The sequence below is a fragment of the Pseudomonas sp. GD03944 genome, assembly GCF_029839275.1.
Lineage (GTDB): Bacteria > Pseudomonadota > Gammaproteobacteria > Pseudomonadales > Pseudomonadaceae > Aquipseudomonas.
The window spans coordinates 70,629-93,551 of record NZ_JAOCAH010000014.1; the positions used below are offsets into that span (position 1 = coordinate 70,629).

26 protein-coding genes are annotated in these 22,923 nt (G+C 65.4%); 8 read left to right on the plus strand and 18 right to left on the minus strand.

Features of this window, described 5'->3' with window-relative positions; genetic code table 11:
* Positions 1–44: 44 nt before the first annotated feature.
* The 8 genes from N5C28_RS19440 to sbcD form a co-directional block, all read right to left on the minus strand.
* A complete protein-coding gene (locus tag N5C28_RS19440; RefSeq protein ID WP_279824841.1) occupies positions 45–650 on the minus strand; it encodes a hypothetical protein in 606 nt (201 codons plus the stop codon).
* A 66-nt stretch (positions 651–716) separates the two neighbouring features.
* Complete coding sequence (locus N5C28_RS19445; RefSeq protein WP_279824843.1) at positions 717–1,043, minus strand: hypothetical protein; 327 nt, start codon at positions 1,041–1,043, stop codon at positions 717–719.
* Positions 1,044–1,048: 5 nt separating this feature from the next.
* A complete protein-coding gene (locus N5C28_RS19450; RefSeq protein ID WP_279824844.1) occupies positions 1,049–1,360 on the minus strand; it encodes a hypothetical protein in 312 nt (103 codons plus the stop codon).
* On the minus strand, positions 1,357–1,827 hold the full coding sequence (locus N5C28_RS19455) for a hypothetical protein (RefSeq protein WP_279824846.1): 471 nt from the start codon (positions 1,825–1,827) through the stop codon (positions 1,357–1,359). Before N5C28_RS19455 ends, N5C28_RS19450 begins: the two co-directional genes overlap by 4 nt.
* Before the next feature lie 34 nt (positions 1,828–1,861).
* Positions 1,862–2,755 carry a hypothetical protein gene (locus N5C28_RS19460; protein WP_279824848.1) on the minus strand — a complete coding sequence of 298 codons (894 nt, stop codon included), beginning with the start codon at positions 2,753–2,755 and terminating at the stop codon, positions 1,862–1,864.
* Between the two features lie 160 nt (positions 2,756–2,915).
* Entirely contained in the window at positions 2,916–3,284 is a 369-nt protein-coding gene (locus N5C28_RS19465) for a hypothetical protein (protein ID WP_279824849.1), read from the minus strand.
* 15 nt (positions 3,285–3,299) lie between these two features.
* On the minus strand, positions 3,300–3,746 hold the full coding sequence (locus tag N5C28_RS19470; RefSeq protein WP_279824850.1) for a hypothetical protein: 447 nt from the start codon (positions 3,744–3,746) through the stop codon (positions 3,300–3,302).
* Between the two features lie 15 nt (positions 3,747–3,761).
* Positions 3,762–4,982 (minus strand): exonuclease subunit SbcD, encoded by a 1,221-nt coding sequence (gene sbcD / locus N5C28_RS19475; protein WP_279824851.1) that lies wholly within the window; start codon positions 4,980–4,982, stop codon positions 3,762–3,764.
* A 242-nt stretch (positions 4,983–5,224) separates the two neighbouring features.
* Here sbcD and N5C28_RS19480 point away from each other — a divergent pair, with 242 nt between their 5' ends.
* From N5C28_RS19480 to N5C28_RS19490, 3 genes are all read left to right on the plus strand, one after another.
* The gene (locus N5C28_RS19480; RefSeq protein ID WP_279824852.1) at positions 5,225–6,022 is read left to right on the plus strand and encodes a 50S ribosomal protein L11 methyltransferase; all 798 of its coding nucleotides are present in this window, start codon (positions 5,225–5,227) and stop codon (positions 6,020–6,022) included.
* Between the two features lie 2 nt (positions 6,023–6,024).
* Entirely contained in the window at positions 6,025–7,380 is a 1,356-nt protein-coding gene (locus N5C28_RS19485; RefSeq protein ID WP_279824853.1) for an amino acid permease, read from the plus strand.
* 65 nt (positions 7,381–7,445) lie between these two features.
* Positions 7,446–8,153 (plus strand): HAD family hydrolase, encoded by a 708-nt coding sequence (locus tag N5C28_RS19490; protein WP_279824854.1) that lies wholly within the window; start codon positions 7,446–7,448, stop codon positions 8,151–8,153.
* 12 nt (positions 8,154–8,165) lie between these two features.
* Here N5C28_RS19490 and N5C28_RS19495 read toward each other — a convergent pair whose 3' ends face one another.
* Positions 8,166–8,585 (minus strand): Lrp/AsnC family transcriptional regulator, encoded by a 420-nt coding sequence (locus N5C28_RS19495; protein ID WP_279824856.1) that lies wholly within the window; start codon positions 8,583–8,585, stop codon positions 8,166–8,168.
* A 129-nt stretch (positions 8,586–8,714) separates the two neighbouring features.
* Between N5C28_RS19495 and yjeH the strand changes: the two genes are divergently transcribed.
* The 3 genes from yjeH (at position 8,715) to yejK (ending at position 12,658) form a co-directional block, all read left to right on the plus strand.
* A complete protein-coding gene (gene yjeH / locus N5C28_RS19500) occupies positions 8,715–9,989 on the plus strand; it encodes an L-methionine/branched-chain amino acid transporter (RefSeq protein ID WP_279824858.1) in 1,275 nt (424 codons plus the stop codon).
* A gap of 82 nt (positions 9,990–10,071) precedes the next feature.
* On the plus strand, positions 10,072–11,406 hold the full coding sequence (locus N5C28_RS19505; protein WP_279824859.1) for a TAXI family TRAP transporter solute-binding subunit: 1,335 nt from the start codon (positions 10,072–10,074) through the stop codon (positions 11,404–11,406).
* Positions 11,407–11,653: 247 nt separating this feature from the next.
* Positions 11,654–12,658: a nucleoid-associated protein YejK gene (yejK, locus tag N5C28_RS19510; protein WP_279824860.1), complete on the plus strand. Its 1,005-nt coding sequence runs from the start codon at positions 11,654–11,656 to the stop codon at positions 12,656–12,658.
* 235 nt (positions 12,659–12,893) lie between these two features.
* Here yejK and N5C28_RS19515 read toward each other — a convergent pair whose 3' ends face one another.
* The 4 genes from N5C28_RS19515 to N5C28_RS19530 all read right to left on the minus strand — a co-directional run bounded on the left by N5C28_RS19515 (position 12,894) and on the right by N5C28_RS19530 (position 15,519).
* A complete protein-coding gene (locus tag N5C28_RS19515) occupies positions 12,894–13,829 on the minus strand; it encodes a glutathione S-transferase family protein (protein ID WP_279824861.1) in 936 nt (311 codons plus the stop codon).
* Between the two features lie 64 nt (positions 13,830–13,893).
* Positions 13,894–14,208, minus strand: coding sequence for a GIY-YIG nuclease family protein (locus tag N5C28_RS19520; RefSeq protein ID WP_279824862.1), 315 nt, complete (start codon positions 14,206–14,208; stop codon positions 13,894–13,896).
* Positions 14,209–14,919 (minus strand): phosphatidylcholine synthase, encoded by a 711-nt coding sequence (gene pcsA, locus N5C28_RS19525; protein WP_279824863.1) that lies wholly within the window; start codon positions 14,917–14,919, stop codon positions 14,209–14,211.
* Between the two features lie 114 nt (positions 14,920–15,033).
* Positions 15,034–15,519: a nuclear transport factor 2 family protein gene (locus N5C28_RS19530; protein WP_279824864.1), complete on the minus strand. Its 486-nt coding sequence runs from the start codon at positions 15,517–15,519 to the stop codon at positions 15,034–15,036.
* Positions 15,520–15,634: 115 nt separating this feature from the next.
* On the opposite strand from N5C28_RS19530, the gene N5C28_RS19535 reads away from it, so the two are divergent.
* Positions 15,635–16,645, plus strand: coding sequence for a helix-turn-helix domain-containing protein (locus N5C28_RS19535; protein ID WP_279824865.1), 1,011 nt, complete (start codon positions 15,635–15,637; stop codon positions 16,643–16,645).
* A 69-nt stretch (positions 16,646–16,714) separates the two neighbouring features.
* Here the strand turns inward: N5C28_RS19535 and N5C28_RS19540 are convergent, their stop codons facing one another.
* The 5 genes from N5C28_RS19540 to N5C28_RS19560 form a co-directional block, all read right to left on the minus strand.
* Positions 16,715–17,038: a hypothetical protein gene (locus N5C28_RS19540; protein ID WP_347881272.1), complete on the minus strand. Its 324-nt coding sequence runs from the start codon at positions 17,036–17,038 to the stop codon at positions 16,715–16,717.
* Between the two features lie 540 nt (positions 17,039–17,578).
* Positions 17,579–18,343 (minus strand): amino acid ABC transporter ATP-binding protein, encoded by a 765-nt coding sequence (locus N5C28_RS19545; protein ID WP_279824866.1) that lies wholly within the window; start codon positions 18,341–18,343, stop codon positions 17,579–17,581.
* A gap of 10 nt (positions 18,344–18,353) precedes the next feature.
* Positions 18,354–19,451: an amino acid ABC transporter permease gene (locus N5C28_RS19550; RefSeq protein WP_279824867.1), complete on the minus strand. Its 1,098-nt coding sequence runs from the start codon at positions 19,449–19,451 to the stop codon at positions 18,354–18,356.
* Positions 19,452–19,460: 9 nt separating this feature from the next.
* Entirely contained in the window at positions 19,461–20,645 is a 1,185-nt protein-coding gene (locus N5C28_RS19555) for an amino acid ABC transporter permease (protein ID WP_279824868.1), read from the minus strand.
* Positions 20,646–20,743: 98 nt separating this feature from the next.
* Positions 20,744–21,772: an amino acid ABC transporter substrate-binding protein gene (locus tag N5C28_RS19560; RefSeq protein WP_279824869.1), complete on the minus strand. Its 1,029-nt coding sequence runs from the start codon at positions 21,770–21,772 to the stop codon at positions 20,744–20,746.
* A gap of 481 nt (positions 21,773–22,253) precedes the next feature.
* Here N5C28_RS19560 and N5C28_RS19565 point away from each other — a divergent pair, with 481 nt between their 5' ends.
* The gene (locus tag N5C28_RS19565; protein WP_279824870.1) at positions 22,254–22,913 is read left to right on the plus strand and encodes an alpha/beta fold hydrolase; all 660 of its coding nucleotides are present in this window, start codon (positions 22,254–22,256) and stop codon (positions 22,911–22,913) included.
* Positions 22,914–22,923: the final 10 nt, after the last annotated feature.

Consider the following 22,923-nt stretch of genomic DNA (forward strand, 5'->3'; position numbering starts at 1 on the left):
GCAGGGCATAAAAAACCGGAGCACAGGCTCCGGTTTTTCATGCATCAGTCATTGTTGAAGTGGAAGTACAGCACGTTCGACCAGTTGCCCAGCCCCAGGGCGTAGACGGCCTGCAGATCGACCGCCGGCTGCTTCGGCGGCTCGGGCTGGCGGCCCAGCAGGCGGGCGAAGAATCCGAGCGGTTTGGCCGGTTCGGCAGGCGGCGGTTGAAGCGTCTGAAGCGCGGCGTCCATCTCCGGCTGCAGGTTCAGCAGGTGCGTGAGCAGCGCCTCGTTCTGCACCTCCAGGGGCGTGTCGCCCATGTCGAAGATCTCGCCGCACTCCAGCACGAAGTAGGTGTTCTGGTTCTCCGGTTTGTGCAGGAACGCCAGGGCCTCGGCAATCAGCGGCTGCGCCTCCGGAAGGGGAATCGTCGCCAGGAAGGCTTCCAGGTTGCGCACACCGCTGGCGTAGTCGCCGATCAGGGCGATGTCCTCGTCGTGGTCCCAGAGCGAGGACGGGCACGCCTGCGGGTTGCCTGACAGCAGAATCCTGAACACCAGGGGAATGTCGTAATTCCACTCGGAAATGCCGATCAGCTTGCGGCCGTTGGCTTTCGCCTCAGGGCCGGGAACGATGTTGGTCGAGTAGAGGTAACTGCGGTTTGCCATGCGACGCTCCGTTGTCTGGCAGGTGAATTGAGCCGTGCGCTGAAGAGCCAGCACACGGAGGCGGGTTCAGGCTGCCACGTACTGCTGCAAGCCCCGCCCAGCCGGCCAAGCATGCCACGTCCCGTCCGGGTCCACTTCGCCATAGCACGAAGACGTGACGTCGTACCCAAAGCCGTAGCCGGCCAGGTCATCGCCCAGCAGCACGATGCCGGCGCGGTCGAAGGCAGGTCCATGGACCTCTTCCGGCGAGACCGGCCCGCTGTAGATCATGCAGCCACTCGCCGTCTCGCCGAACCCGACATCGCCCAGGTATGCCAGGTACTCCTCGGGCAAACCGGGGTGCGCGGCGCGCAGGGCCTGGACTTGCGTGGGCGTCAGTGTCGTCGTGCGCATACCGGTCAGCCCCTCTCGCCCAGCGAACCCGGCGGCCAGCGAGACAAGGTACGGGCAATCGCCTCGGCCAGTTGCATCGTTGCCGGGGGCTCGCACTCGAACCATTGCCCGAACGCCGTGGCAAGTTGCTCCAGTTGAACCGGGCCGAGTGCGGACAAGGTGCTGGGCGTCACCTCATGGCCGAACGCCCGCCAGATGGCCTCGCAGCACTCATGGGGCGAGGCCTCGAAAAAGGGCACGGGCGGGCTGACCAGTTCGCTGAATGCCTGGCCCATGGCGGTTTCGAAATCCATCTGCAGCGTGCTGTTGTCCGTCATACCGGCCTCGGCTCCGTGCCGCCAACCCGGGCAGCTCCTTGAAAGGTGGCAATGTACCGGGCCGGCTGGTGCTCGTAGAAGCTCAGGTACAGCAGGTAAGCACGGCGGCATGCCGTGCATTCGACCAGGCCGAAATAAGGGTGCCCGGCATCGTGCGACATGACCCACGACGCGCCGTCCCGCGCCTCGATGCGACAGCCGAACAGCGTGGCGATCCGCACGCGCGCCGGCTCCGCCAGCGCCGGGAACCAGTCGCTGGCCTGGCCGATGAAACCCAGCACGTTGAGGGTCAACGGCGTGGTGCAATCAACGCAGGCGAAGGTGAGTGACGCCCGCTCCTCCTCCATCCCGTCGAAGAACGGCGCACGACGGCGCGAGGGGCGCACGAACGGCGGCTGCAGGTGCACGTCCGCGCTCAGGTCCGAGCGTTCGGGTTGTCGATCCGGTGTACCGTCAATCGAGGTCATGGCACGAGGCTCGGTAGTAAACGGTCGGCCGGCATCAGTCGATCCGCGTCCAGGCCTGCCCGTCGAACGCCACCACATCCTTGGCGCCGATGGACCATAGCACCCGGTCGGTACAGGCCAGCTTGCCGGCGGTGTTCGCACCACAGTCCAAGGGGCTCAGCCGCGTATCGTCCAGACGATAGACACGGCTCGGTGTGGCGACATACAGGGCGCCCTGAAACCAGCAGAGGTCCCGGACGTCATAGGGAAACGGGCCCACGTCGAGCACCTCCCAGGTATCACGCCGCCCCCGCAACAGCAGGCCCTGCAAGCCAGCGCCATACACGTTGCCATCGCCGGCGCAGCAGACGGCGCTGAGCAGCCGGTGGGTGGGGCTGGCGAGGTTTTGCCAGGCGCTGCCGTCATACCGCCAGATCTCGCCGCGCAGGCCCACGGCGTAGAGTTCCTCAGCCGCAAAGCCGTCGATGGACTCGAAACCGACGATCTCATCACCGCCATCCGGCAATCCATGCTCCAGCGCCTGCCAGCCCTGCGCGGGAGTCCGCTGATAGACCTGGCGATCGCCACCCACCACATACACGGAATCGCCAATGGTCCGCGCGCACCGCAACGGCCCCCGGCTGTCGATCGCAATGCCCGAGCCGCTCAGCCGTCCCTTGCGCTCCCCCTCACGGTCCTTTTCCAGGTACTGGCCGTGGCTGCCGATGAACAGCAGGCGTTCGTCCTGTTGCGGCGGCACCTGCACCACATCGGCCAGCGGCCAGCCCTGTTGCGTGGTGCTGAGAAACGCGCCGGCCTCCCAGGCGATCACAACGCAATGGGGGACATTTCTGGCGGCCAATTCGTCGATGGATAACACCAGAAACCCGCGCTCGTCCTGAGTGGGAATGCCGGCGACATAGGAACCGATGTCGGTAAAACGGGGCATGGCTGATCGATCCGGCGCTTCGTGCGGCCGCTTCTGCTGGTGAGAGGTGGCGGTTTTAACATGCCCGCCGGGGTGGCGTGGGCGGCGACACGGGCGTTGCGTGACGCCGCGCGCATTCTCGCGCCTTGCCCTGCCTTGTCGACCGTCAGCAATGGCCGGCTCAGGCAGGCGCCAGCTCGGCGAGCCTGGCCGCGACCAGTTCATTCAACAACGCGGTATCCACCTCCCAGTCGGCAGGCACCTGGAACAGGTTCTTCTTCACCAGGAATCCGCCCGCCTCCAGCCTGGGCCGGAACGCGTCGATCACGTCGGCACTCCAGGGAGCCAGGGCAAGGTGATGCTTCGCCGCCGAGACGCCGAAGACGTAATCGCTGCCCCGGCAAATCTGCGGGACATTCCAGGCCAGCCGGACCTGCAGCCCGGAGGCCTGACCGAGGATGTGCTCGATGACCTGCCGCAGCGTATGAGCCTTCACGGGCTCCAGCGACTCCAGGTAGTCGTCGACCGACGCGAATCTGCTCGAACTCATGCTGTCGCCTCCTGGCTATCGGGGTGACGGCGACCACGCCGCCCACGGATAGTGATAGCCGTGATTTTCCCGGACGACATACCGCGCGCCGCAATCGGTGCATTGGCAGTCGAATTCGGGCTCCCAGGGGATGTCGCGCTTTTCCAGTATGTCGATCAGGCCGTGTTGCGCCTGGCTCTCGGGCAGGATCTGGTCGGTCGAGGCATACACCGAGCAACGGCAACGCCCCTCCGAACGGGCCTCGACGATGCGCAGCGCCAGCCTGACGCAATCCCGGCTGTCGCGGACGGCGGGCCGCTCTGGTTCCGGCAGGTTCTTCACCGCCTGACGCATGCGTTCAAGAGCGGGGACATAGTCGCGCGCCAGTACGTCGTTGCGGCTGCGGATGATCGCCCAGGCGGTCAGCCAGGCCTGGTGGGTGTCCAGGGACTCGAGTGCGGCCAAGGCGTCGTGTGCGTTCATCCCCGTAGCCGCCACTCAGTCCTGCCGGTTCTGCAATTCGTCCAGCACGCCCCGGTAGAGTCCCTGCAAACGCACCACCTCGGCGGCGTCCAGTTGCTCCTGCTCGATACGGCGAGCGAAGACATCGTCAGCGCTCAGTTCATCCAGGGTTTCGCGGGTGTTGCTGGTGAGGCTGGCGACGGCGGTGCCGCGCTCGCGGCGGATGCGCAGGACCTCAACCGGCAGCCCTTCGCAGAACGCGGCGATGCGCTGCTGCAGGTCGCTGAGGTAGTCGTCGGACAGCACCAGCACTTCGAGCCACACCGGCCGTTCAACCGTGCCCTGGCTGGCGATTTCCTGGAGGGCAGTCTGCAGTTCGTTGAGGTCGCCGCGCAGGGAATGCATCGGCTGGAAACAGGGCACCGGCAGCGGCGTCACACTGCGCAGGCCAGTGGCCTCGAGCTCCACCAGCAGCACTTCTTTCTGCTGCCGGGCCTCGTCGAAACTCAGGGCGATGGGCGAGCCGCAGTAGCGAATGTGCTCCAGCCCGCCAACCTTCTGCGGCCGGTGGATATGGCCGAGGGCAATGTAGGCGGCGGGTGGAAAGGCGCTCGTGGGAAAGGCCTCCAGGCTGCCGACGTAGATTTCCCGCACCGACTCGCTGGCACTGGCGCCCACGGTGGTCAGGTGGCCGGTGGCGACGATGGGCAGCGCATTGCCCAGCTCGGCCCGCTTGGCCTCGGCCAGGGCGTACAGCGCCTGGTAGTGCTGCTGGATCGCCTGCTGCAGGGATTTCTGCTTGTCTTCGGCGCTCTGCCCGGCCTGGCTGTTCAGCACATCGCGCGGGCGGATGAAGGGAATGCCGCACAGCAGCGCAGCCGGCTCACCGTCGCGCCCCCTGAGTACCAGCAGTTGTTCTTCCAGCGCCTCGCACACGCCGGGGATCACCCGGGTGCCGAGCTGTGCCAGCAGCGTCTTGCTTTCGCCGAGCATGGCCACCGAGTCGTGATTGCCACCCAGCACCACCAGCTCGCAGCCGGTGTCACGCAGCTCGACGATAAAGCGGTTGTATTGCTCACGGGCATAACTGGGGGGCGCACCGGTGTCGAAGATATCCCCGGCGATCAGCACGGCGTCCACCTGGTGCTCGCGCACCTGCCCGATCAGCCAGGCGCAGAAGGCCTGATGTTCGGCCTGGCGGGTCTTGCCCATGAAGTGCTGGCCGAGGTGCCAGTCGGAGGTGTGGAGAATGCGCATCGTCAGGGTCGAACCGGAACTCGTGAACAGGCCGGTACATTGCCTGCGCGCCCCGGCGAAGGCAACGCCCGGGGCGCGCGTTCCTGCCCACCTTACATCGTGTTACACAGCCACAGGCGCTGTGCTGGCTGCCCTCAAGCGCATTCTTGCCTGATCCCGCCAGGCCGCGGCCAATCAGGGGAAGAACCTTTTTTCCGGTGCGTCAGTCGGACAAAAACAGACCCCGCCAGGAGATTCCGCCGATGACCGCGCCATCCGTTCGTGCTCTCTCGTCCTTCGTCCTGCCCCTGGGATTGCTGACCGGCCTGCTCGCCGGTCCCGCCCAGGCACAGACCCAGAAACTCGACGTGCCGTACGTGCCGACGCCGCAGCCGGTGGTGGCGCACATGCTGGAAATGGCCGATGTCGGCCCGGACGACTACGTGATCGACCTTGGCTCCGGCGATGGCCGGATCGCCATCGCCGCGGTGAAGGACCGTGGTGCCAAGGCCGCCTATGGCATCGACCTGAACCCCGAGCGGGTCCGCGAAGCCACGCAGAATGCCGAGGCGGCCGGCGTGGCGGACAAGGTCACGTTCGAGCAGGGCGACCTGTTCAAGAAAGACATCGCCGACGCCGACGTGCTGACGATGTACCTGCTGTCGACGGTCAACATGCGCCTGCGCCCGGTCATCCTCGACACCCTCAAGCCCGGTACCCGCGTGGTGTCCCATGCCTTCAACATGGAGGACTGGGAGCCTGACGCCACCGCGGTGGTCGGCGGCAGCCTGGTCTACCTGTGGGTGGTGCCGGCCAAGGTCACCGGGAAATGGACCATCGAGGCGGACGGCCAGACCTACCAGGTCGAGCTGAGCCAGAACTTCCAGCAGGTGACCGGTAGCGTCGACGGCCAGCCCGAGCGCCTCAGCGGCCGGCTGGAAGGCAGCGAGCTGTACTTCACCCTGAACGATCAGCTGTACGTCGGCCGGGTCGAGGGCGACCGCATCCAGGCCGTGTCCGCCGAAGGTGCGGTGAGTGCCTGGATCGCCCGGAGGGGCTGACCATGAGCACAGCCACCGCGTCCCACCTGGCTGGCCTGTCCGCCACCGACGGTGTGGCCATGCTGGTCGGCGTGGTGGTCGGGGTCGGCATCTTCGGCCTGCCGCCCCTGGTCGCTCAGCACGCCCCCAGCCCCGAGCTGTACATCGGCCTGTGGCTGGCCGGCGGGCTGGTGATGCTGATCGGTGCCCTGTGCTACGGCGAACTGGGCGCCTCGCACCCGGACCAAGGCGGCGAGTACCACTACCTGGACCTGGCCTGGGGACGCCGGGTCAGCCTGCTGTTCGCCTGGGCCCGGGGCACGGTGATCCAGACCGGCGCCATTGCCGTGGTCGCCTTCATCTACGGTGACTATGCCCAGCGCCTGCTGCCCCTGGGGCCTTACGGCAGCGCCTGGCACGCGGCGCTGGTGACCGTGGCGCTGACCGCGCTGAACGTGCTCGGCACCCGGGAATCGCGACGGGCCCAGGTGTTCTTCACCGTGCTCACGGTCGGTGCGCTGATCGCCGTGATCCTGGCCGGCCTGGTGCTGGCGGAACCGGTGGCGACCGGCACGGCGGACAGCGCACCGGTCGGCAGCGGCAACCTCGCCGGCATGCTCGGCATGGGCATGGTGTTCGTGCTGCTGACCTACGGCGGCTGGAACGAGGCGGCGTACCTCTCGGGCGAGTTGCGCAACCCCGGTCGCAACATGAGCCGGGTGCTGCTGATCGGTACCTTGGTGGTGACCGGGGTCTACCTGCTGGCGAACCTGGTGTTCCTCGATATCTTCGGCCTGGAAGGGCTGCGTGCCTCCAGCGCAGTGGCCGCCGACCTGATGAAGATCGTGGCCGGGCCACGGGCCGAAGTGTTGCTCAGCCTGCTGGTGTGCGTCACGGCCCTGAGCACCTTGAACGCCACCATTTTCACCGGCTCACGGGTGTACTACGCCCTCGGGCGCGACGTGCCGCAGCTGGCGATGCTCGGTCGCTGGAACGAACGGGGTGCCACGCCGGTACGGGCGCTGCTGGTGCAAGGGGTCATCACCCTGCCGCTGATCCTGTTCGGTGCCCTGAGCGAGAACGGCGTGGAAACCATGGTCGCCTACACCGCCCCGGTGTTCTGGCTGTTCATGTGCCTGACCGCACTGTCGCTGATCCGTCTGCGCCAGCATCAGCCCCAGGCGCGGCGCCCGTTCAACGTGCCGCTCTACCCACTGACGCCCCTGTTGTTCGCCCTGAGCTGCCTGGCGCTGTTCGGCTCCAGCCTGCTGTACGCGGGCTCCGGTGCCCTGCTCGGGTTGCTGGTGCTAGGCGCGGGCCTGCCCCTGCTGCTGTTGCAGCGCCCGGCGCCGGTTGAGCCAAGGGACGTGGCGGATTGACTGGGCGGGCGCGTGCGAGCTGTGCTACACAGGACAGCTCCCGCGCTCAACGAAACGGAGCCCCCATGCCCCAGACGCGCCACATCGACCTGCTGATCAGCGATTGCGACGGTGTACTGATCGACAGCGAAATCATCGCCGAACACGTCATGCGTGAAGTGCTCATCGAGCTGTTCCCGGCCCAGGAACTGGAAAACGTGCTCACTGGCACCTTCGGCCTGCAGAGCCGGGACATCCTGGCGCGGGTCGAAGCGCATTTCGGCACTATCCTGCCCGAGGGCTTTCTCGAGCGGCAGCGGGCACTGACCGAAAGCCGCATTCGCCGCGACGTGCAGCCCATCCCCGGGGCACGCGAGGCGCTGCAGGCCATCGACCTGCCGCTGGCCGTGGCCTCCAACAGCCGTCTCGAAGCGGTGACCTTCGCCCTGCAGCGCTGTGGCCTGACGGAGCGGGTCAGCCATGGCGTGTTCTGCGCCGAACACGTCGAACGGCCCAAGCCGGCACCGGACGTCTACCTGCTGGCGGCGCGCACCGTGAACGTGGCGCCGGAGCGTTGCCTGGTCATCGAGGACAGCGCCACCGGGGTAATCGCGGCCCTGCAGGCCGGCATGCGGGTGATCGGGTTTCTCGGCGCCAGCCACATTCCCGCCGAACACGGCGAAACACTGCGCCAACTCGGGGTCGAGCACCTGATCGGTGATATGCGTGAACTGCCGGACCTGGTGAAGCGCCTGGCCGGCGAGCCGTCGCGGGCCGTGCCCCTGCCGCCGTGAGCGAGATAGGCGCTAAAACGCCCAGTCCTTGACCACCATGTGGGTCTTCACTTTCTGCATGCCGGGGAAATTCTCGATGGCTTCGCGCACTTCGGCGAAACGCAGCATCGACGGCGCCTCGACATACACCAGCATGTCGGTCTCGCCACTGATCCCGCTGCAGTGGCGAATCTCGGGAAACGCGCGCATGCGCTCGATGTGCCGCTCGCAGCGCCCGCCCTGGTAGTACAGCTCCAGAAACGCCTTGATCCCCGCGCCACCGGGCAACACCACCTGCGCGTGATAACCGCTGATGGTGCCGCTGGCTTCCAACTGACGGATACGGTCGCTGACCGCCGAGCGCGACAGATTGACCTCGCGGGCGATCTGGCTGACCGGCAGGCGGGCATCGGCACGTAACAGGGCGAGGATCTGCTGATCGAACTTGTCCACGGGTGGTTCTCGGAAAAGGCAGGTTGACGGTCAATTCCGCCAGTTCGCCGGACAAAGCCGGCGCTTCGCCAGCAGCCTGCACCAGGCGGGCGGCTTAACATGGCGAACGGAATCGCCAGAGCATACAACATGAGTCGCCTGAACCAAGAACTGAGCCTGCTGCAGGGCGTGGGCCTGCTAAGCACGTCGCTGCTCGGCACCGGGATTTTCGTGGTGCCGGCCCTGGCCGCCACGGCAGCCGGCGAAGTCTCGCTGTGGGCCTGGCTGGTGTTGATCGCCCTGGTGCTGCCGGTGGCCTTCACCTTCGCCCAGCTGGGCCGCCACTACCCCCACGCCGGCGGCGCGCCGCACCTGATCGGCCGGGCCCTCGGCCCGCGCATGGAGCGGCTCAGCGCGCTGCTGTTCCTGGCTGTGCTGCCGGTGGGCCTGCCGGCGGCACTGAGCATCGCCAGCGGGTTCTGGAGCGCCCTGTTCGACCTCAGCGCCAGCGCCAACCTGGCAATCCAGCTCGCCACCGTGGTCGCCATGCTGCTACTCGGGCAACGCCCGACCAGGGCATCCGGCCTGATCCAGGGGCTGATCGCGGTGGCGATCATCGCCACGGTCGCGCTGATCTGGTGGGCCGGCGACCTGCCACGGGCCAGCCAGCCGCTGCTGCCGGCCATCGACTGCGCCTGGCACCTGCTGCCCGCCGCCCTGGGGGTGATGTTCTGGTGCTTCGTCGGCATCGAAGCCTTCAGCCACTTGGGCGAGGAGTTCAAGAACCCCGAGCGCGACTTTCCCCTGGCCCTGCTGCTCGGCGTCCTGCTGGCCGGCCTGGTGTACTGGGCCTGCTCGGTGGCGGTGCTGAGTTTCCATGCCTACGGCGACGTGACCAGTGACGGCGCCTCGCTGCCGCGCATGCTCGACCTGCTGTTCGGCGAACACGCCCGTGGCGTCAGTGCGGTGGTCGGCTACCTGGCCTGCTTCGCCTCGATGAACATCTACGTCCAGGGTTTCGCCCGGCTGATCTGGAGCCTGGCCGACGAGGGCAAGCTGCCCGCCACCCTGGCCCAGCGCAACCACCACGGTGTGCCGGCGCGGGCGCTGTGGCTGGTGGTGCTGAGCTGTGCGCTCTGCGCCACGCTGACCTGGAGCCTGTCGGTGTCGGTGGACCAGCTGATTCGCTACGCCAACGGCAACTTCGTGGTCATCTACCTGCTGAGCATGGTGGCCGGCTGGGTGCTGCTGCGCGGCATCTGGCGCTGGATCGCCGGGCTCAGCACGCTGTTGTGTGCGGCGGTGCTGGTGATGCTCGGCATCGACGCCTGGTACGCCGTGGGCTTGCTGGCGCTGCTGGCGGTACTCGACCAGGCGCGCCTTGCGCACAGCCGCCGGCCTCTCGACCACTCGGCGCGTTCGTAGTCCGTCCCAGGGGCGGCTCATGGGGTGACCGCAGGTGCAATCGGGTTCTATGCTTGCCGAGAACCCGCTGAAAGGAAGCCCCATGCCCCGCGTGCTCAACGACCTGAAAATCATGCTGCTGGCCAACCTGTGGATCGTCCCGGTGGTCGGCGCACTTGTCTGGGCGCTGTTCCATTTCGTCGCCCCACCACCGCCGATGAGCGCCAGCATGGCCACCGGCACCAGCGGTGGCGCCTACCAGCAGTTCGCCGAGCACCTCAAGGAAGAACTGGCCAAGGAAGGCTTCGAGCTGAACCTGGTGCCCACCTCCGGCTCACGTGACAACCTGCAGCAACTGCTGGCCGATGACCCGTCCGTGCAGATCGCCCTGGTGCAGAGCGGCCTGGAGCGCCAGGTGAGCGCCGGCGAGCGGGAGCGCCTGAACAGCCTGGGCGCCATCTACCAGGAACCGCTGTGGTTGTTCCACCGCCGCGCGGTGAGCCTGGACCGCATCGCTGATCTCAAGCCGCTGCGCCTGGCGCTGGGCGGCGAAGGCAGTGGTACCCGTGCCGCCAGCGACGCCGTGCTCGGCGCCAACGGCATCGCGGGCGACCAGTATCCCGAAACCTGGCAAAGCATCGGCGGCGGCAAGGCCGCGCGGGCCCTGATGGCCGGCGAGCTGGACGCCGGCTTCTTCGTCGGCCCGGCGGAGAACGCCCTGGTGCAGCAACTGGCGGCCCACCCGGACATCGCCCTGGCGCATTTCCGCCGCGCGGCGGCCTACGAGGCACGCCTGCCCTTCTTCACCCAGGTCCGGGTCGGCGAAGGCCTGCTCGACCTTGCCAGCAACGCGCCGGACCGGGATGTCGTGACCCTGTCGCCGGTGGCCACCCTGGTGGTCAACGACGACTTCAACCCGGGACTGGTGCCGCTGTTCCTCGCCGCCACCCGTGAAGTGATGAAGAACGGCAACCTGCTCGACCCCGCCGGCACCTACCCCAGCGCCGAGCCGCGCACCTTCGAGCTGCACAAGGACGCCGAGCACTACTACAGCAACGGCCTGCCGTTCCTGCAGCGCTACCTGCCGTTCCGCATCGCTTCGCTGGCCGACCGCTACATCATTCTGCTGATCCCGCTGATCGTGGTCATGATCCCCCTGTTCAAGGCCGTGGGACCGATCTACCAGTGGCGCATCCGCGCGCGCATCTACCGCTGGTACAAGTACCTGCGCGACATCGACCGCAAGCTGCACGCCGGGTCGCTGCCGGACGAGCTGGACAGCGAGATCCAGCGCCTGGAACAGCTGGAAGACGAGCTGGCGGCGGTCGACGTACCGCTCTCCTACTCCCACGAGCTGTACGAACTGCACATGCACCTGCGCTACGTGATCAACCGCCTGCGCGCGCTGCAGCAACGGCGCGCACCGGAGCACGAGTAAAACAGGTGAGAGGGCTTCAACCGCAACGATCGCCACTGAAGCGCCTCCCCCAGGTCGATACCTCCTCATCAGGCAACTGCCATGGTGGATGTGAAAAGCGACATCCACCCTACATAGTGATCGACATGGTTGTGCGAAGGGCTTTTGTGGGAGAGGCTTCAGCCGCGACTGATTGCCGATCGGTCATGAGCGCGTACCGCCGCTTCAGGTAAACTGCGCGCCTGTTTCACTTCAGCACGAGACCGCCATGCCGATCCGCCATTGCATCGTCCACCTGATCGACAAGAAGCCCGACGGCACACCCGCCGTGCTGCACGCCCGCGATACCGAGCTGGGTGCCTCGCAGGCCATCGAGAACATGCTCGCCGACCTCAACGAGAGCTACAACGCCAAGCAGGGCAAGGCCTGGGGGTTCTTTCACAGCGAGTCCGGGGCCTACCCGTTCAGCGGCTGGCTGCAGGCCTACCTCGACGACAGCCAGGATTTCACCGCCTTCAGCCGCCAGGCCGTCGAGCATCTGCAGAAGCTGATGGAGGAGTCCAACCTCTCGGTCGGCGGCCACGTGCTGTTCGCCCACTACCAGCAAGGCATGACCGACTACCTGGCCATCGCCCTGCTGCACCACAGCGACGGCGTGGCGGTGAACGATGCCCTGGACGTGACCCCGGCCAAGCACCTGGACCTCGGCCAACTGCACCTGGCGGCACGCATCAACATTTCCGAGTGGCGCAACAACAGCCACTCCAAGCAGTACATCTCGTTCATCAAGGGCAAGAACGGCAAGAAGGTCTCGGAATACTTCCGCGACTTCATCGGCTGCCAGGAAGGCGTCGACTCACCCAGCGAGACCCGCACCCTGCTCAAGGCCTTCAGCGACTTCGTCGAGAGCGAAGACCTGCCGGAAGAACAGGCCCGCGCCAAGACCGACACCCTGGTCGACTACGCCACCAGCCAGGCCAAGATGGGCGAGCCCATGACCCTGGAAGAACTGTCCGGGCTGATCGACGAGGAGCGCCCCAAGGCCTTCTACGACCATATCCGCAACAAGGACTACGGCCTGTCGCCCGAGATCCCCGCCGACAAGCGCACCCTGAGCCAGTTCCGCCGCTTCACCGGCCGCGCCGAAGGCCTGTCGATCAGCTTCGAAGCCCACCTGCTGGGTTCGAAGATCGAATACGACGAAACCCAGGACACCCTGATCATCCGCAACCTGCCCACGCAGCTGACCGATCAGCTGAAGCGCCGCAAGTAACAGAGGACGCGGGAAGAAAAGCTCGCGGACAAGTCCGCTCCTACAGAAGCAGACCGCAGGTCCCTGTAGGAGAGGCCTTGGCCTCGAGCTCGACGATCGAGCACGCACCTCCGGACCGATCGTTCCCATGCTCCGCGTGGGAATGCATCCCCGGACGCTCCGCGTCCAGACCACAGCGTGCGAAATGCAAAACGCCCGGCATGCCGGGCGTTTTGCTGTCTGGCAGCTACGGGAACTAGCGGGCCTCGATGCGGAACCCCACGCGCGGGAAGTGCACATGGACGGTGCCGGCGCGCGGGTCTTCGCGGCGCAGGGTCAGCACTTCGCGGCCGCTGAACACCAGCTCCCCTTCCACCGGGTCGACCCCGTAATCGATAGCGCAAATCGCCACCTGCTGACCCGGCACGAAGCCATTCGGGTCGACGAACTCCTCCTGGGGCAGCGGCACCGGAGTGGCGTCGCGGGCGATGCCGATGGCCTCTTCGCTGCTCAGCTCGCTCGGCGTGCCGTGACCAAAGCCCAGCACCCGCTCCAGCCAGGCCGCGACGGCCGGGTAATCGTTGACCAGGGGCGCGGTGACCGGTGTGCCACGCAGGAACCACAGCGGGTGCGCCACAGCCACATCCGCCAGCGAAGGCTCGCCGAACAGGAAACCACCCGGGTCACGCTCCAGCTGCTGTTGCAAACGGGCCATCAGGCTCGGCCACTGGTGCTTGGCCGTCTCGGCCGGCAGGCGGGTCGCCAGGCCGCCGCTGAACAGCGCCGAGCGATCGGCGACGAAGGCCTTGAGGAATTCCGGCGGCAGCTTGCCGAAACGCGCCGCGATGGATTCGGGCTGGAACACCAGGCTCACCGCGTGCTGGAACAGCACCGAGTCGGCCCACTGCGCCAGGCTCGCCACGGTGAAGTGCTGGCCATGGGGAAACAGCGTCGGTGTCGGTTTCTCCGCCTCCAGGCGTCGCGCGATCAGGGCGGTGTCGCAGTAGATGTCGGCACCGACCTGCAGCACCGGGGTCTTGCGGTAGCCGCCGGTCAGGGCGACCAGGTCCGGCTTGGGCATGATCGGCGGGATCATCACCGAGCGCCACGGCAGTTGCTTGAACCCCAACAGCAGGCGCGCCTTCTCGGCGAAGGGCGAGGTCGGGTAATGGTGCAAGATCAACTCGGGCATGGCGGTCTCCGCATGGCTGGATGAACGCCCAGCTTAATCGGCCCTGCCGTTGCGGCCTACCCGATCAGGGTGATGGTGCGTTATCAACCACGCCGATGACGGCCGGCAACGCCGTCGCCACCAGCACTTCCTTGGCCGCCTTGCTCAGGCGCTTGATCGCCCGTTCGCGGCGCAGGGCATCGCCCTTGCCCGCGCAGGCTTCGGTGTAGACCAGGGCGATAGCCGGGCTGGAAAAGAAAAAGCGCGCGCCTTTGCCGCTCTGGTGCTGGGCGAAGCGCCGTTGCGGGTCATCGCTGATGCCGCAGTACAGCGCGCCGTTCTGCGCACGCACCAGGTAGACGAACCAGGCTTTCTCGACGGCGGGTGCTGCCTCGGACACTCAGGCCAGCCACTCGCGGGCGGTGCGCCACAGGCAGACGCCGACGAAATAGGCGGACGCCAGGCCCCAGATCACCAGCAGCCAGGTCTGGTTGAGCGGGTACTGCAGGATCAGCAGCGCGCAGGAGGCCATCCACACCATGGTCACGGCGATGTTCACCGCCATGAACTCCCGGACCCGGAACGGGTGCAGGAACTTCATGCGGGTCAGGGTCAGGGCAGCCAGCACGACGATGGTGAGGAAGCTCAGCCAGGGGTCGAAGTCCAGCAGGTAAAGGTAGACCACCACCACGTTCCAGGCGGCCGGGAAGCCGACGAAGTAGTTGTCCTTGCTCTTCATGTTGACGTTGCAGAAGCAGAACAGCGACGACAGCAGGATCAGCCCCACCGCCGGCAACAGGGTGTAGTCCGGCAGCTCGATGAAGCGGTAGACGAAGATCGCCGGGATGAACACGTAGGTCAGGTAGTCGATGACCAGGTCCAGGGTGGAGCCATCGAAATGGGGCAGCACCACCTTGACGTCGAACTTGCGCGCCAGGGTGCCGTCCAGGCCGTCCACCAGCAGCGCCAGGCCCAGCCACATGAGGCAGACCTGCGGCCGCCCGTCGAGAACCGCCAGCAGCGCCAGCAGCCCCAGGATGACACCGCTCGCGGTGACGGCATGCACGCTCCAGGCCTTGGCTTTACTTGCGGACAGCATCAGTGCACTCATTGTCAGGCTCTCTAGGACGGGTTCTTCCATCAACGAATACCCAGACGCTGCAATACGGTCTGGCGTTATCGGAAGTTAAGACCAGAAAGCCTACCATTCCGTTCGTTAAAGCACCTATATCCCGTGCAGCTGACGACCGGCACGAAATTGCTGCAGACCCTTGCCGGCCTGGCGACGAATGGCATTCTGCACCGGCGGCGCCCAGCCCAGCAGCAGGCCCTTGGCCCCCAGCGCCTGGCGGGCCCAGCGCCACAGATCGAAGCTGTCGCGGTGCTCGGCGATCAGCCCGTCGCGGAAGACGAAGCGCGCCTCGATGTGGTTGACCACGGTGTTGCCGGTCTGACTGAACAGGTAAGTGGCGACCCAGCGCGCGCTGCCCTGCCGGTCATCGGCCTGCACGCTATCGAAGGTCAGGGAAAACCCCTGGGCCTTGGACGCCAGCATGCGCCACATGTCTCCCGCCTCGGTGCCGCGCAGGTCTTGGAAGACCGGGTCGCTGAAGCGCACGTCCGGGGTGTAGCAGGCCGCCATGGCTTCGGCGTCCAGACGCTGGAAGGCTTCGTAGAAGCGGGTGATCAGCTCGGCATTGGGGTGGCTCATGGGGCGTCTCCGCAGGAAGGAATAGCCACAGTATTGCGCGCAACGCGTCAGGCCGCGATTGGCTAAATCGCCAACTTTGTGTCAATAATCGCCATCCTTCGGTCGGAATCGCCCCATGCCCGCGATCGCCCTGTACGTCTGCCCGCAAACCGTCTGTGCCAGCCTGAGCCTGGCCAATGATGCCTTCGGCCTGGCCAACCACCTGGCCGGCCGCCCGCTGTTCACGGTGCAGCGGGTCAGCGCCGACGGACAGCCGGTAGACCTGGGCTTCGCCCGTATCCAGATGGACGGCGACCTGGCAGTGGCCGAGACAGCCGATGTGCTGATCGTCCCGGCCACCGGCAGTGCCATCGATGCCTGCCTGGCGGCCAACGCCCCTCTGCTGGCCTGGCTCACGCAACGCCCCGCCCACCAGCAGATCGCCAGCCTGTGCAGCGCGGCCTTCCTGCTGGGCGCTGCCGGCCTGTTCGACGGTCGGCGCGCGACGACCCACTGGGCGCTGGCCAACCCGTTTCGCCAGCGCTTCCCGGGCGCCCGGCTGGACATCGACGCACTGGTCTGCCACGACGGCCCGATCCTCAGCTCCGGCGGCGCCCAGGCCGGCCTGGACCTGTGCCTGTACCTGATCGCCTGGCACGCCGGCGATGCGCTGGCCGAACAGGTGGCCAACACCCTGGTGGTGGACGGCCGGCGCACCGGTCAGCTGCGCCATGCCCCGCTGATCCCCGCCAACCCGGCCCGCGACCGGCAGATCGAGCCGCTGTTGCAGTGGATGCAGCAGCACCATGCCGACGCCATCGACCTCAACCGCCTGGCCGAGCAGGCCAATTGCTCACCCCGGACACTGCTCAGGCGCTTCAAGGCCTGCACCGGGATGACGCCCAACGATTACCTGCAACGCCTGCGCATCGGCCAGGCCCAGCAGGCCCTGCGCAATCCTGCCCACACCCTGGAACAGGTGGCTGAAAAGGTCGGCTACGCCGACCGCGCCACCTTCGCCAAACTGTTCAAGCAACTCAGCGGCGAAACCCCGGGCGCCTTCCGCAAACGCCTGCACCTCACCCTGCCCCAGCCGTCTCGCAGGACAGCAGAGCAATCGACAGGCGAAAAAAAACCGGCTGGGTAAGCCGGTTTTTTCAGGTCAGCCACTGCGTTGGGGTCATGCTGAAATCTCGATCGATGGGTCGGCGCGGTCTCAGGCAACACGGCTTTCGATCAGGCGATCCGAACCACCTTCAGCAACGCGGTTCTCGATCAGGCGATCCGAACCACCTTCAGCGACACGGTTTTCGATCAGGCGATCCGAGCCACCTTCGGCAACGCGGTTTTCGATCAGACGGTCGGAACCACCTTCAGCGACGCGGTTTTCGATCAGGCGGTCCGAACCACCTTCGGCAACACGGCTTTCGATCAGGCGATCAGCACCGCCTTCGGCGACGACAGGTTGGGCGGAAGAGGCAGCGAATACGTTGGCGGCCAGTACAGTGAAAGCAACGCTGAGGATGAGTTGGCGTTTCATGATGGTGTGCTCCGGGGTGTTGTGGGTTGGTATGGAGCAGATGTTACGGGAGGGGATTTTTAAGAGAACTTCATTGAGGTGATGGTAAACATCGACGCGAGAGATGGTTGCTCGGGAGCCTCTAGTCCGGGGCTCTTTGTCTATAGAACCTTTACACGAAGGTGCTGGAAGCCTGCGGTGCGTAGCGGACGCAGAGCGTCCGGAGCAGCGTTCCCACGCGGAGCGTGGGAACGATCAGGCGGAGGGGTGACGAAACGCTGATGGCTCCCACGCTCCGCGTGGTAGCCCAATCCCGTGACGCTCTGCGTCACCAGCGGCAGGTCAGTAAACAGACGTCCCGCAGCGGGCGCAGGGCGCGCCCGGGGGCGGTCAGGAGGCAGAGCTCGAGGCCAAGGCCTCTCCTACAGTGGAGCGCGGTCGCCTTTGTAGGAGCGGACTTGTCCGCGAGCTTTTCTAACGGGACCGCGACAGTCCGAGGAACACCTATTCAACCTCAATAAAAAAGGAGCCCGAAGGCTCCTTTTTCGATACCCGCCCGGATCAGTGAATGATCTGGCTGAGGAACAGCTTGGTGCGTTCGTTCTGCGGGTTGGTGAAGAAGGTGTTGGGTTCCGCCTGTTCGACGATTTCACCTTTGTCCATGAAGATCACGCGGTTGGCCACGGTGCGGGCGAAGCCCATTTCGTGGGTCACGCACAGCATGGTCATGCCGTCTTCTGCCAGGCCGATCATGGTGTCGAGTACTTCCTTCACCATTTCCGGGTCGAGTGCCGAGGTCGGCTCGTCGAACAGCATGATCTTCGGCTTCATGCACAGCGCGCGGGCAATCGCCACGCGCTGCTGCTGACCGCCGGAGAGCTGGCCCGGGTACTTGTTGGCCTGTTCCGGGATGCGCACGCGCTCCAGGAAGTGCATGGCGATTTCCTCGGCCTGGCGCTTGGGCATCTTGCGCACCCACATCGGTGCCAGGGTGCAGTTCTGCAGCACGGTGAGGTGCGGGAACAGGTTGAAATGCTGGAACACCATGCCGACTTCACGGCGCACGGTCTCGATGTGCTTGAGGTCATGGGTCAGTTCGGTGCCGTCGACCACGATGCGCCCCTGCTGGTGTTCTTCCAGGCGGTTGAGGCAGCGGATGGTGGTGGACTTGCCGGAACCCGACGGGCCGCAGAGGACGATACGCTCGCCCTGCTGCACGTTCAGGTTGATGTCCTTGAGCACGTGGAACTGGCCGTACCACTTGTGCACGCCTTGCATCTGGATCATGCCGTCAGCCGGCGCAGGTTGCTTGTTGACTTCACTCATGGGTTAGCTCCTAACGCTTGTGGCCAGTGTCCAGCTTGCGCTCCAGATGCAAGGAGTAGCGGGACATACCGAAACAGAAAATCCAGAACACCAGGGCGGCGAAGACATAGCCTTCGGTGGCCATACCCAGCCAGGCCGGGTCGGTGGTGGCTTGCTTGATGCTGTTGAGCAGGTCGAACAGGCCGATGATGATCACCAGGCTGGTGTCCTTGAACAGCGCGATAAAGGTGTTGACGATGCCCGGGATGACCATCTTCAGGGCTTGCGGCAGGATCACCAGGCCCATCATCCGCCAGTAGCCCAGGCCCATGGCCGCAGCGGCTTCGTACTGGCCCTTGGGGATGGCCTGCAGGCCACCACGCACCACTTCGGCGATGTAGGCCGACTGGAACAGGATGACGCCGATCAGGGCACGCATCAGCTTGTCGAAGCTCATGCCTTCGGGCAGGAACAGCGGCAGCATCACCGAGGACATGAACAGCACGGTGATCAGCGGCACACCGCGCCAGAACTCGATGAAGGTCACGCAGATCACGCGGATGGCCGGCAGGTCCGAACGGCGACCGAGCGCCAGCAGGATGCCCAGCGGCAGCGCACCGGCGATACCGACAGCGGCGATCACCAGGGTCAGCATCAGGCCGCCCCACTGGCTGGTCGAGACCGTCGACAGGCCCAGGAAGCCACCGTGCAGCAGCCAGAAGGCCACGACCGGATAGACCACCAGGAAGCACAGGCCGTACAGCGCCTTGCGTGGCATCGCCGAGACGAACAGCGGCGCGGCACCGATGATGGCGAGCCACAGGGTCAGGTCGACGCGCCAGCGCAGTTCGGTCGGGTAGAACCCGTACATGAACTGGCCGAAGCGCTGCTGCACGAACACCCAGCACGCGCCACCGGAGGTGCAGTCGGCACGGGTGGTGCCAACCCAGTCGGCGTCGATGAAGGCCCACTGCACCAGCGGCGGGACGATCAGCCATACCAGGTACAGCGCCAGCAGGGTCAGCAGGCTGTTGAACCAGTTGGAGAACAAGTTGGCGCGCAGCCAGCCCAGCATGCCGACGCTCATGCGCGGCGGCGGAAGATCAGGTTTGAACGTATGGTTCTGCATGGCTGCTCCTTACCGCTCGATCAGCGCAATGCGCTTGTTGTACCAGTTCATCAACATGGAAATGCTGATGCTGATGGCCAGGTACACGCTCATGGTGATCGCGATCACCTCGATGGCCTGACCGGTCTGGTTGAGCACCGTACCGGCGAACAGCGACACCATGTCCGGGTAACCGATACCGGCGGCCAGGGACGAGTTCTTCGCCAGGTTGAGGTACTGACTGGTCAACGGCGGGATGATCACGCGCAGGGCCTGCGGGATGATCACCAGGCGCAGCGTCTTGCCGGCCGGCAGCCCGAGCGAGCGCGCGGCTTCGGTCTGGCCATGGCTGACCGCCATGATCCCCGAACGCACGTTCTCGGCGATGAAGGCCGCGGTGTAGATGGTCAGTGCCAGGGTCAGCGCCAGCAGCTCGGGGATCAGGACCCAGCCGCCACGGAAGTTGAACCCGGTCAGCTCCGGCACGCTCCAATGCACGGGCGAGCCACTGAACAGCATCGCCAGGCCCGGCAGCACCACCAGCAGCGGCAACGCGCCGAAGGTGACGGGGACTTTCTTGCCGGTCTTCTCGAAGTTGGCCTTCGACCAGCGGGCGAACAGGACGCTGCCGATGATGGCGATGACCACCGCGCCGAAGAACAGGCCGAAGCTGTCGGTCGGGTCCGGGGACGGCAGGTACAGGCCACGGCTGTTGAGGAAGAAGGTATCGCCAACGTCCAGGCTCTGCCGAGGCCCCGGCAGCGACAGCATCACGGCGAAGTACCAGAAGAAGATCTGCAGCAACGGGGGAATGTTACGGAAGATCTCGATGTACACGGTGGCCAGCTTGCTGATCAGCCAGTTGGGCGACAGCCGGGCGACACCGAGCAGGAACCCCAGCAGCGTCGCCAGAACGATACCGATCACCGACACCAGCAGGGTGTTGAGCAGGCCGATGACGAACACGCGTCCGTAGGAGTTGCTCTCGGTGTAATCGATCAGGTGCTGGGCAATGCCGAAACCGGCACTGTTGTTGAGGAACGCGAAGCCAGAAATGATGCCGCGCTTCTCGAGGTTGGTCTGGGTGTTGTCGAACAGATACCAGCCGAGCGCCACGACGGCGACCACGGCGATGATCTGGAACAGCCACGCTCGCACCTTGGGATCGGTCCACACCGAACCACGGGGGCGAGAGGCATTTGCGGTAGTTTGCATAGGAGCCCTCATGGAACACCCATGCCCGCTTGCGCGGGCATGGGGTTCACGTCATCAGAACAGTGCCGGCGCTCCAGGACGGAACACCGGCAAGACGGTCAGCGCACTGGCGGTGCGTACTGCAGACCACCTTTGTTCCACAGGGCGTTCAAGCCACGTTCGATTTTCAGCTCGCTACCGGCGCCGACGTTGCGGTCGAAGCTTTCGCCGTAGTTACCGACTTGCTTGACGATCTTCACAGCCCAGTCTTTCGGCAGTTTCAGGTCCTTGCCGAACTCACCTTCGGTACCCAGCAGACGGGCGACGTCCGGGTTCTTGGTGGATTTGGCCTGTTCTTCAACGTTGGCCGAGGTGATGCCCAGCTCTTCAGCGTTGAGCATGGCGAACAGCGACCAGCGCACGATGTCGAACCACTCTTCGTCACCCTGGCGCACGACCGGGCCCAGAGGCTCCTTGGAGATCACTTCCGGCAGTACGACGTAGTCGTCCGGGTTGGCCAGCTTGATGCGCTGTGCGTACAGCTGCGACTGGTCGGAGGTCAGCACGTCGCAACGGCCGGCTTCGACCGACTTGGCGCTCTCGTCGGAGGTATCGTAGGTGATGGGGGTGTACTTCAGGCCATTGGCGCGGAAGTAGTCGGACAGGTTCAGCTCGGTGGTGGTACCGGCCTGGATGCAGACGGTTGCGCCGTCGAGTTCCTTGGCGCTGGAAACGCCCAGCTTCTTGTTCACCAGGAAGCCCTGGCCGTCGTAGTAGTTGGTGCCGGTGAAGTTCAGGCCCAGGGCCGCGTCGCGCGAGCTGGTCCAGGTGGTGTTACGCGAGAGGATGTCGACTTCGCCGGACTGCAGCGCGGTGAAGCGCTCCTTGGCGGTCAGCGGGCTGTACTTGACCTTGGTCGCGTCGCCGAACACGGCTGCTGCCACGGCGCGGCACACATCGACGTCCAGACCCAGGTAGTTGCCTTTTTCGTCGGCGTAGGAGAAGCCAGGCAGACCATCGCTGATCCCGCACTGTACGAAACCTTTCTTCTGTACCGCGTCCAGGGTTGCGCCTGCTTGGGCGAAGCCGCTGACACCGAGAACGGTGGCGGTGGTCAGAATAGCCAGGGTGGATTTCACCATCTTCATTAAAAACCTCCAGTTGCTTTTGTTGTGTTTGGAGTCTCGGTCCTACCACCGTACCCTTATGGGGCACGTCGAACGCGTCGGCAGCAACGCGGTCAACCGGGGTGCGGACCACGGCGAGAGTCTAGTTGCCGATCCTGCGATCAGCCATACCCTCGCCCGCCCATTGGTTGAATGGACTAGAGACGGATAGCAATTTGCCACTCGCCCGATGTTTCACCTCGGACGAACCTCTTGGAAACCCCCATCAAATTGGCTTCCCGTCTGCTCCGTGCCCTATCTGGTCGCAGTGTTACCCCGACCGGGCGACGGCGTCAGTCCCGGTTGGTTATAGCAAAGCCCATACCAGCACTGTGCCAGGAGCACCATACGGGCAGGTCAAGAGTAAAACTTGTACGCTTGCGACAACTTGTTCACAGATTAGCCCCTCTTTGAAAATCCAGACGCACCAAAAATGCGCAGGCGCACCACACTGGAGCCACACATGAACGAACCGCTGATTCTCGAGCCCACACGCGCCGCAGACGCTTGTGTCATCTGGCTTCACGGCCTGGGCGCGGACCGCTACGACTTCCTGCCGGTCGCGGAGGCGCTGCAGGAACGCCTGAAGACCACCCGTTTCGTGTTACCGCAGGCACCGACCCAAGCGGTAACGATCAACGGTGGCTGGGCCATGCCCAGCTGGTACGACATCCTGGCCATGAGCCCGGCCCGGGCGATCAACCGTGAACAGCTGGAAGCCTCCGCCCAGCAGGTGATCGGCCTGATCGAGGCGCAGCGTGACGCCGGCGTGGACCCGGCGCGCATCGTCCTGGCCGGTTTCTCCCAGGGCGGCGCGGTGGTGCTGCATACCGCCTTCCTGCGCTGGGACCATCCCCTGGGAGGCGTGCTGGCGCTCTCGACCTATGCGCCGACCTTCAGCGACGACTTGCAGTGGGCGGATACAAAAAAACAACTGTCGGTGCTTTGCTTGCATGGCACATTCGATGACGTCGTCACCCCGACCATGGGCCGTGCCGCCCATGACTTCCTGGCGGCCCGCGGTATCACGGTGCAATGGCGCGACTACCCGATGGCCCATGAAGTCCGGCCGGAGGAAATCCGCGACATCGCCGACTGGCTGGAGGAACGACTCGCCCGTTGATCCCGCGCAT

Coding starts and splice junctions, on each gene's coding strand:
- sbcD (WP_279824851.1), bottom strand. CDS start 4,982: ATGCGCATTCTCCACACCTCCGACTGGCACCTCGGCCAGCACTTCATG.
- pcsA (WP_279824863.1), bottom strand. CDS start 14,919: ATGAGTGCACTGATGCTGTCCGCAAGTAAAGCCAAGGCCTGGAGCGTG.
- N5C28_RS19565 (WP_279824870.1), top strand. CDS start 22,254: ATGAACGAACCGCTGATTCTCGAGCCCACACGCGCCGCAGACGCTTGT.
- N5C28_RS19535 (WP_279824865.1), top strand. CDS start 15,635: ATGCCCGCGATCGCCCTGTACGTCTGCCCGCAAACCGTCTGTGCCAGC.
- N5C28_RS19505 (WP_279824859.1), top strand. CDS start 10,072: ATGCCCCGCGTGCTCAACGACCTGAAAATCATGCTGCTGGCCAACCTG.
- N5C28_RS19445 (WP_279824843.1), bottom strand. CDS start 1,043: ATGCGCACGACGACACTGACGCCCACGCAAGTCCAGGCCCTGCGCGCC.
- N5C28_RS19545 (WP_279824866.1), bottom strand. CDS start 18,343: ATGAGTGAAGTCAACAAGCAACCTGCGCCGGCTGACGGCATGATCCAG.
- N5C28_RS19450 (WP_279824844.1), bottom strand. CDS start 1,360: ATGACGGACAACAGCACGCTGCAGATGGATTTCGAAACCGCCATGGGC.
- N5C28_RS19460 (WP_279824848.1), bottom strand. CDS start 2,755: ATGCCCCGTTTTACCGACATCGGTTCCTATGTCGCCGGCATTCCCACT.
- N5C28_RS19515 (WP_279824861.1), bottom strand. CDS start 13,829: ATGCCCGAGTTGATCTTGCACCATTACCCGACCTCGCCCTTCGCCGAG.
- N5C28_RS19485 (WP_279824853.1), top strand. CDS start 6,025: ATGAGCACAGCCACCGCGTCCCACCTGGCTGGCCTGTCCGCCACCGAC.
- N5C28_RS19470 (WP_279824850.1), bottom strand. CDS start 3,746: ATGAACGCACACGACGCCTTGGCCGCACTCGAGTCCCTGGACACCCAC.
- yejK (WP_279824860.1), top strand. CDS start 11,654: ATGCCGATCCGCCATTGCATCGTCCACCTGATCGACAAGAAGCCCGAC.
- N5C28_RS19530 (WP_279824864.1), bottom strand. CDS start 15,519: ATGAGCCACCCCAATGCCGAGCTGATCACCCGCTTCTACGAAGCCTTC.
- N5C28_RS19490 (WP_279824854.1), top strand. CDS start 7,446: ATGCCCCAGACGCGCCACATCGACCTGCTGATCAGCGATTGCGACGGT.
- N5C28_RS19550 (WP_279824867.1), bottom strand. CDS start 19,451: ATGCAGAACCATACGTTCAAACCTGATCTTCCGCCGCCGCGCATGAGC.
- yjeH (WP_279824858.1), top strand. CDS start 8,715: ATGAGTCGCCTGAACCAAGAACTGAGCCTGCTGCAGGGCGTGGGCCTG.
- N5C28_RS19560 (WP_279824869.1), bottom strand. CDS start 21,772: ATGAAGATGGTGAAATCCACCCTGGCTATTCTGACCACCGCCACCGTT.
- N5C28_RS19440 (WP_279824841.1), bottom strand. CDS start 650: ATGGCAAACCGCAGTTACCTCTACTCGACCAACATCGTTCCCGGCCCT.
- N5C28_RS19465 (WP_279824849.1), bottom strand. CDS start 3,284: ATGAGTTCGAGCAGATTCGCGTCGGTCGACGACTACCTGGAGTCGCTG.
- N5C28_RS19555 (WP_279824868.1), bottom strand. CDS start 20,645: ATGCAAACTACCGCAAATGCCTCTCGCCCCCGTGGTTCGGTGTGGACC.
- N5C28_RS19480 (WP_279824852.1), top strand. CDS start 5,225: ATGACCGCGCCATCCGTTCGTGCTCTCTCGTCCTTCGTCCTGCCCCTG.
- N5C28_RS19540 (WP_347881272.1), bottom strand. CDS start 17,038: ATGAAACGCCAACTCATCCTCAGCGTTGCTTTCACTGTACTGGCCGCC.
- N5C28_RS19455 (WP_279824846.1), bottom strand. CDS start 1,827: ATGACCTCGATTGACGGTACACCGGATCGACAACCCGAACGCTCGGAC.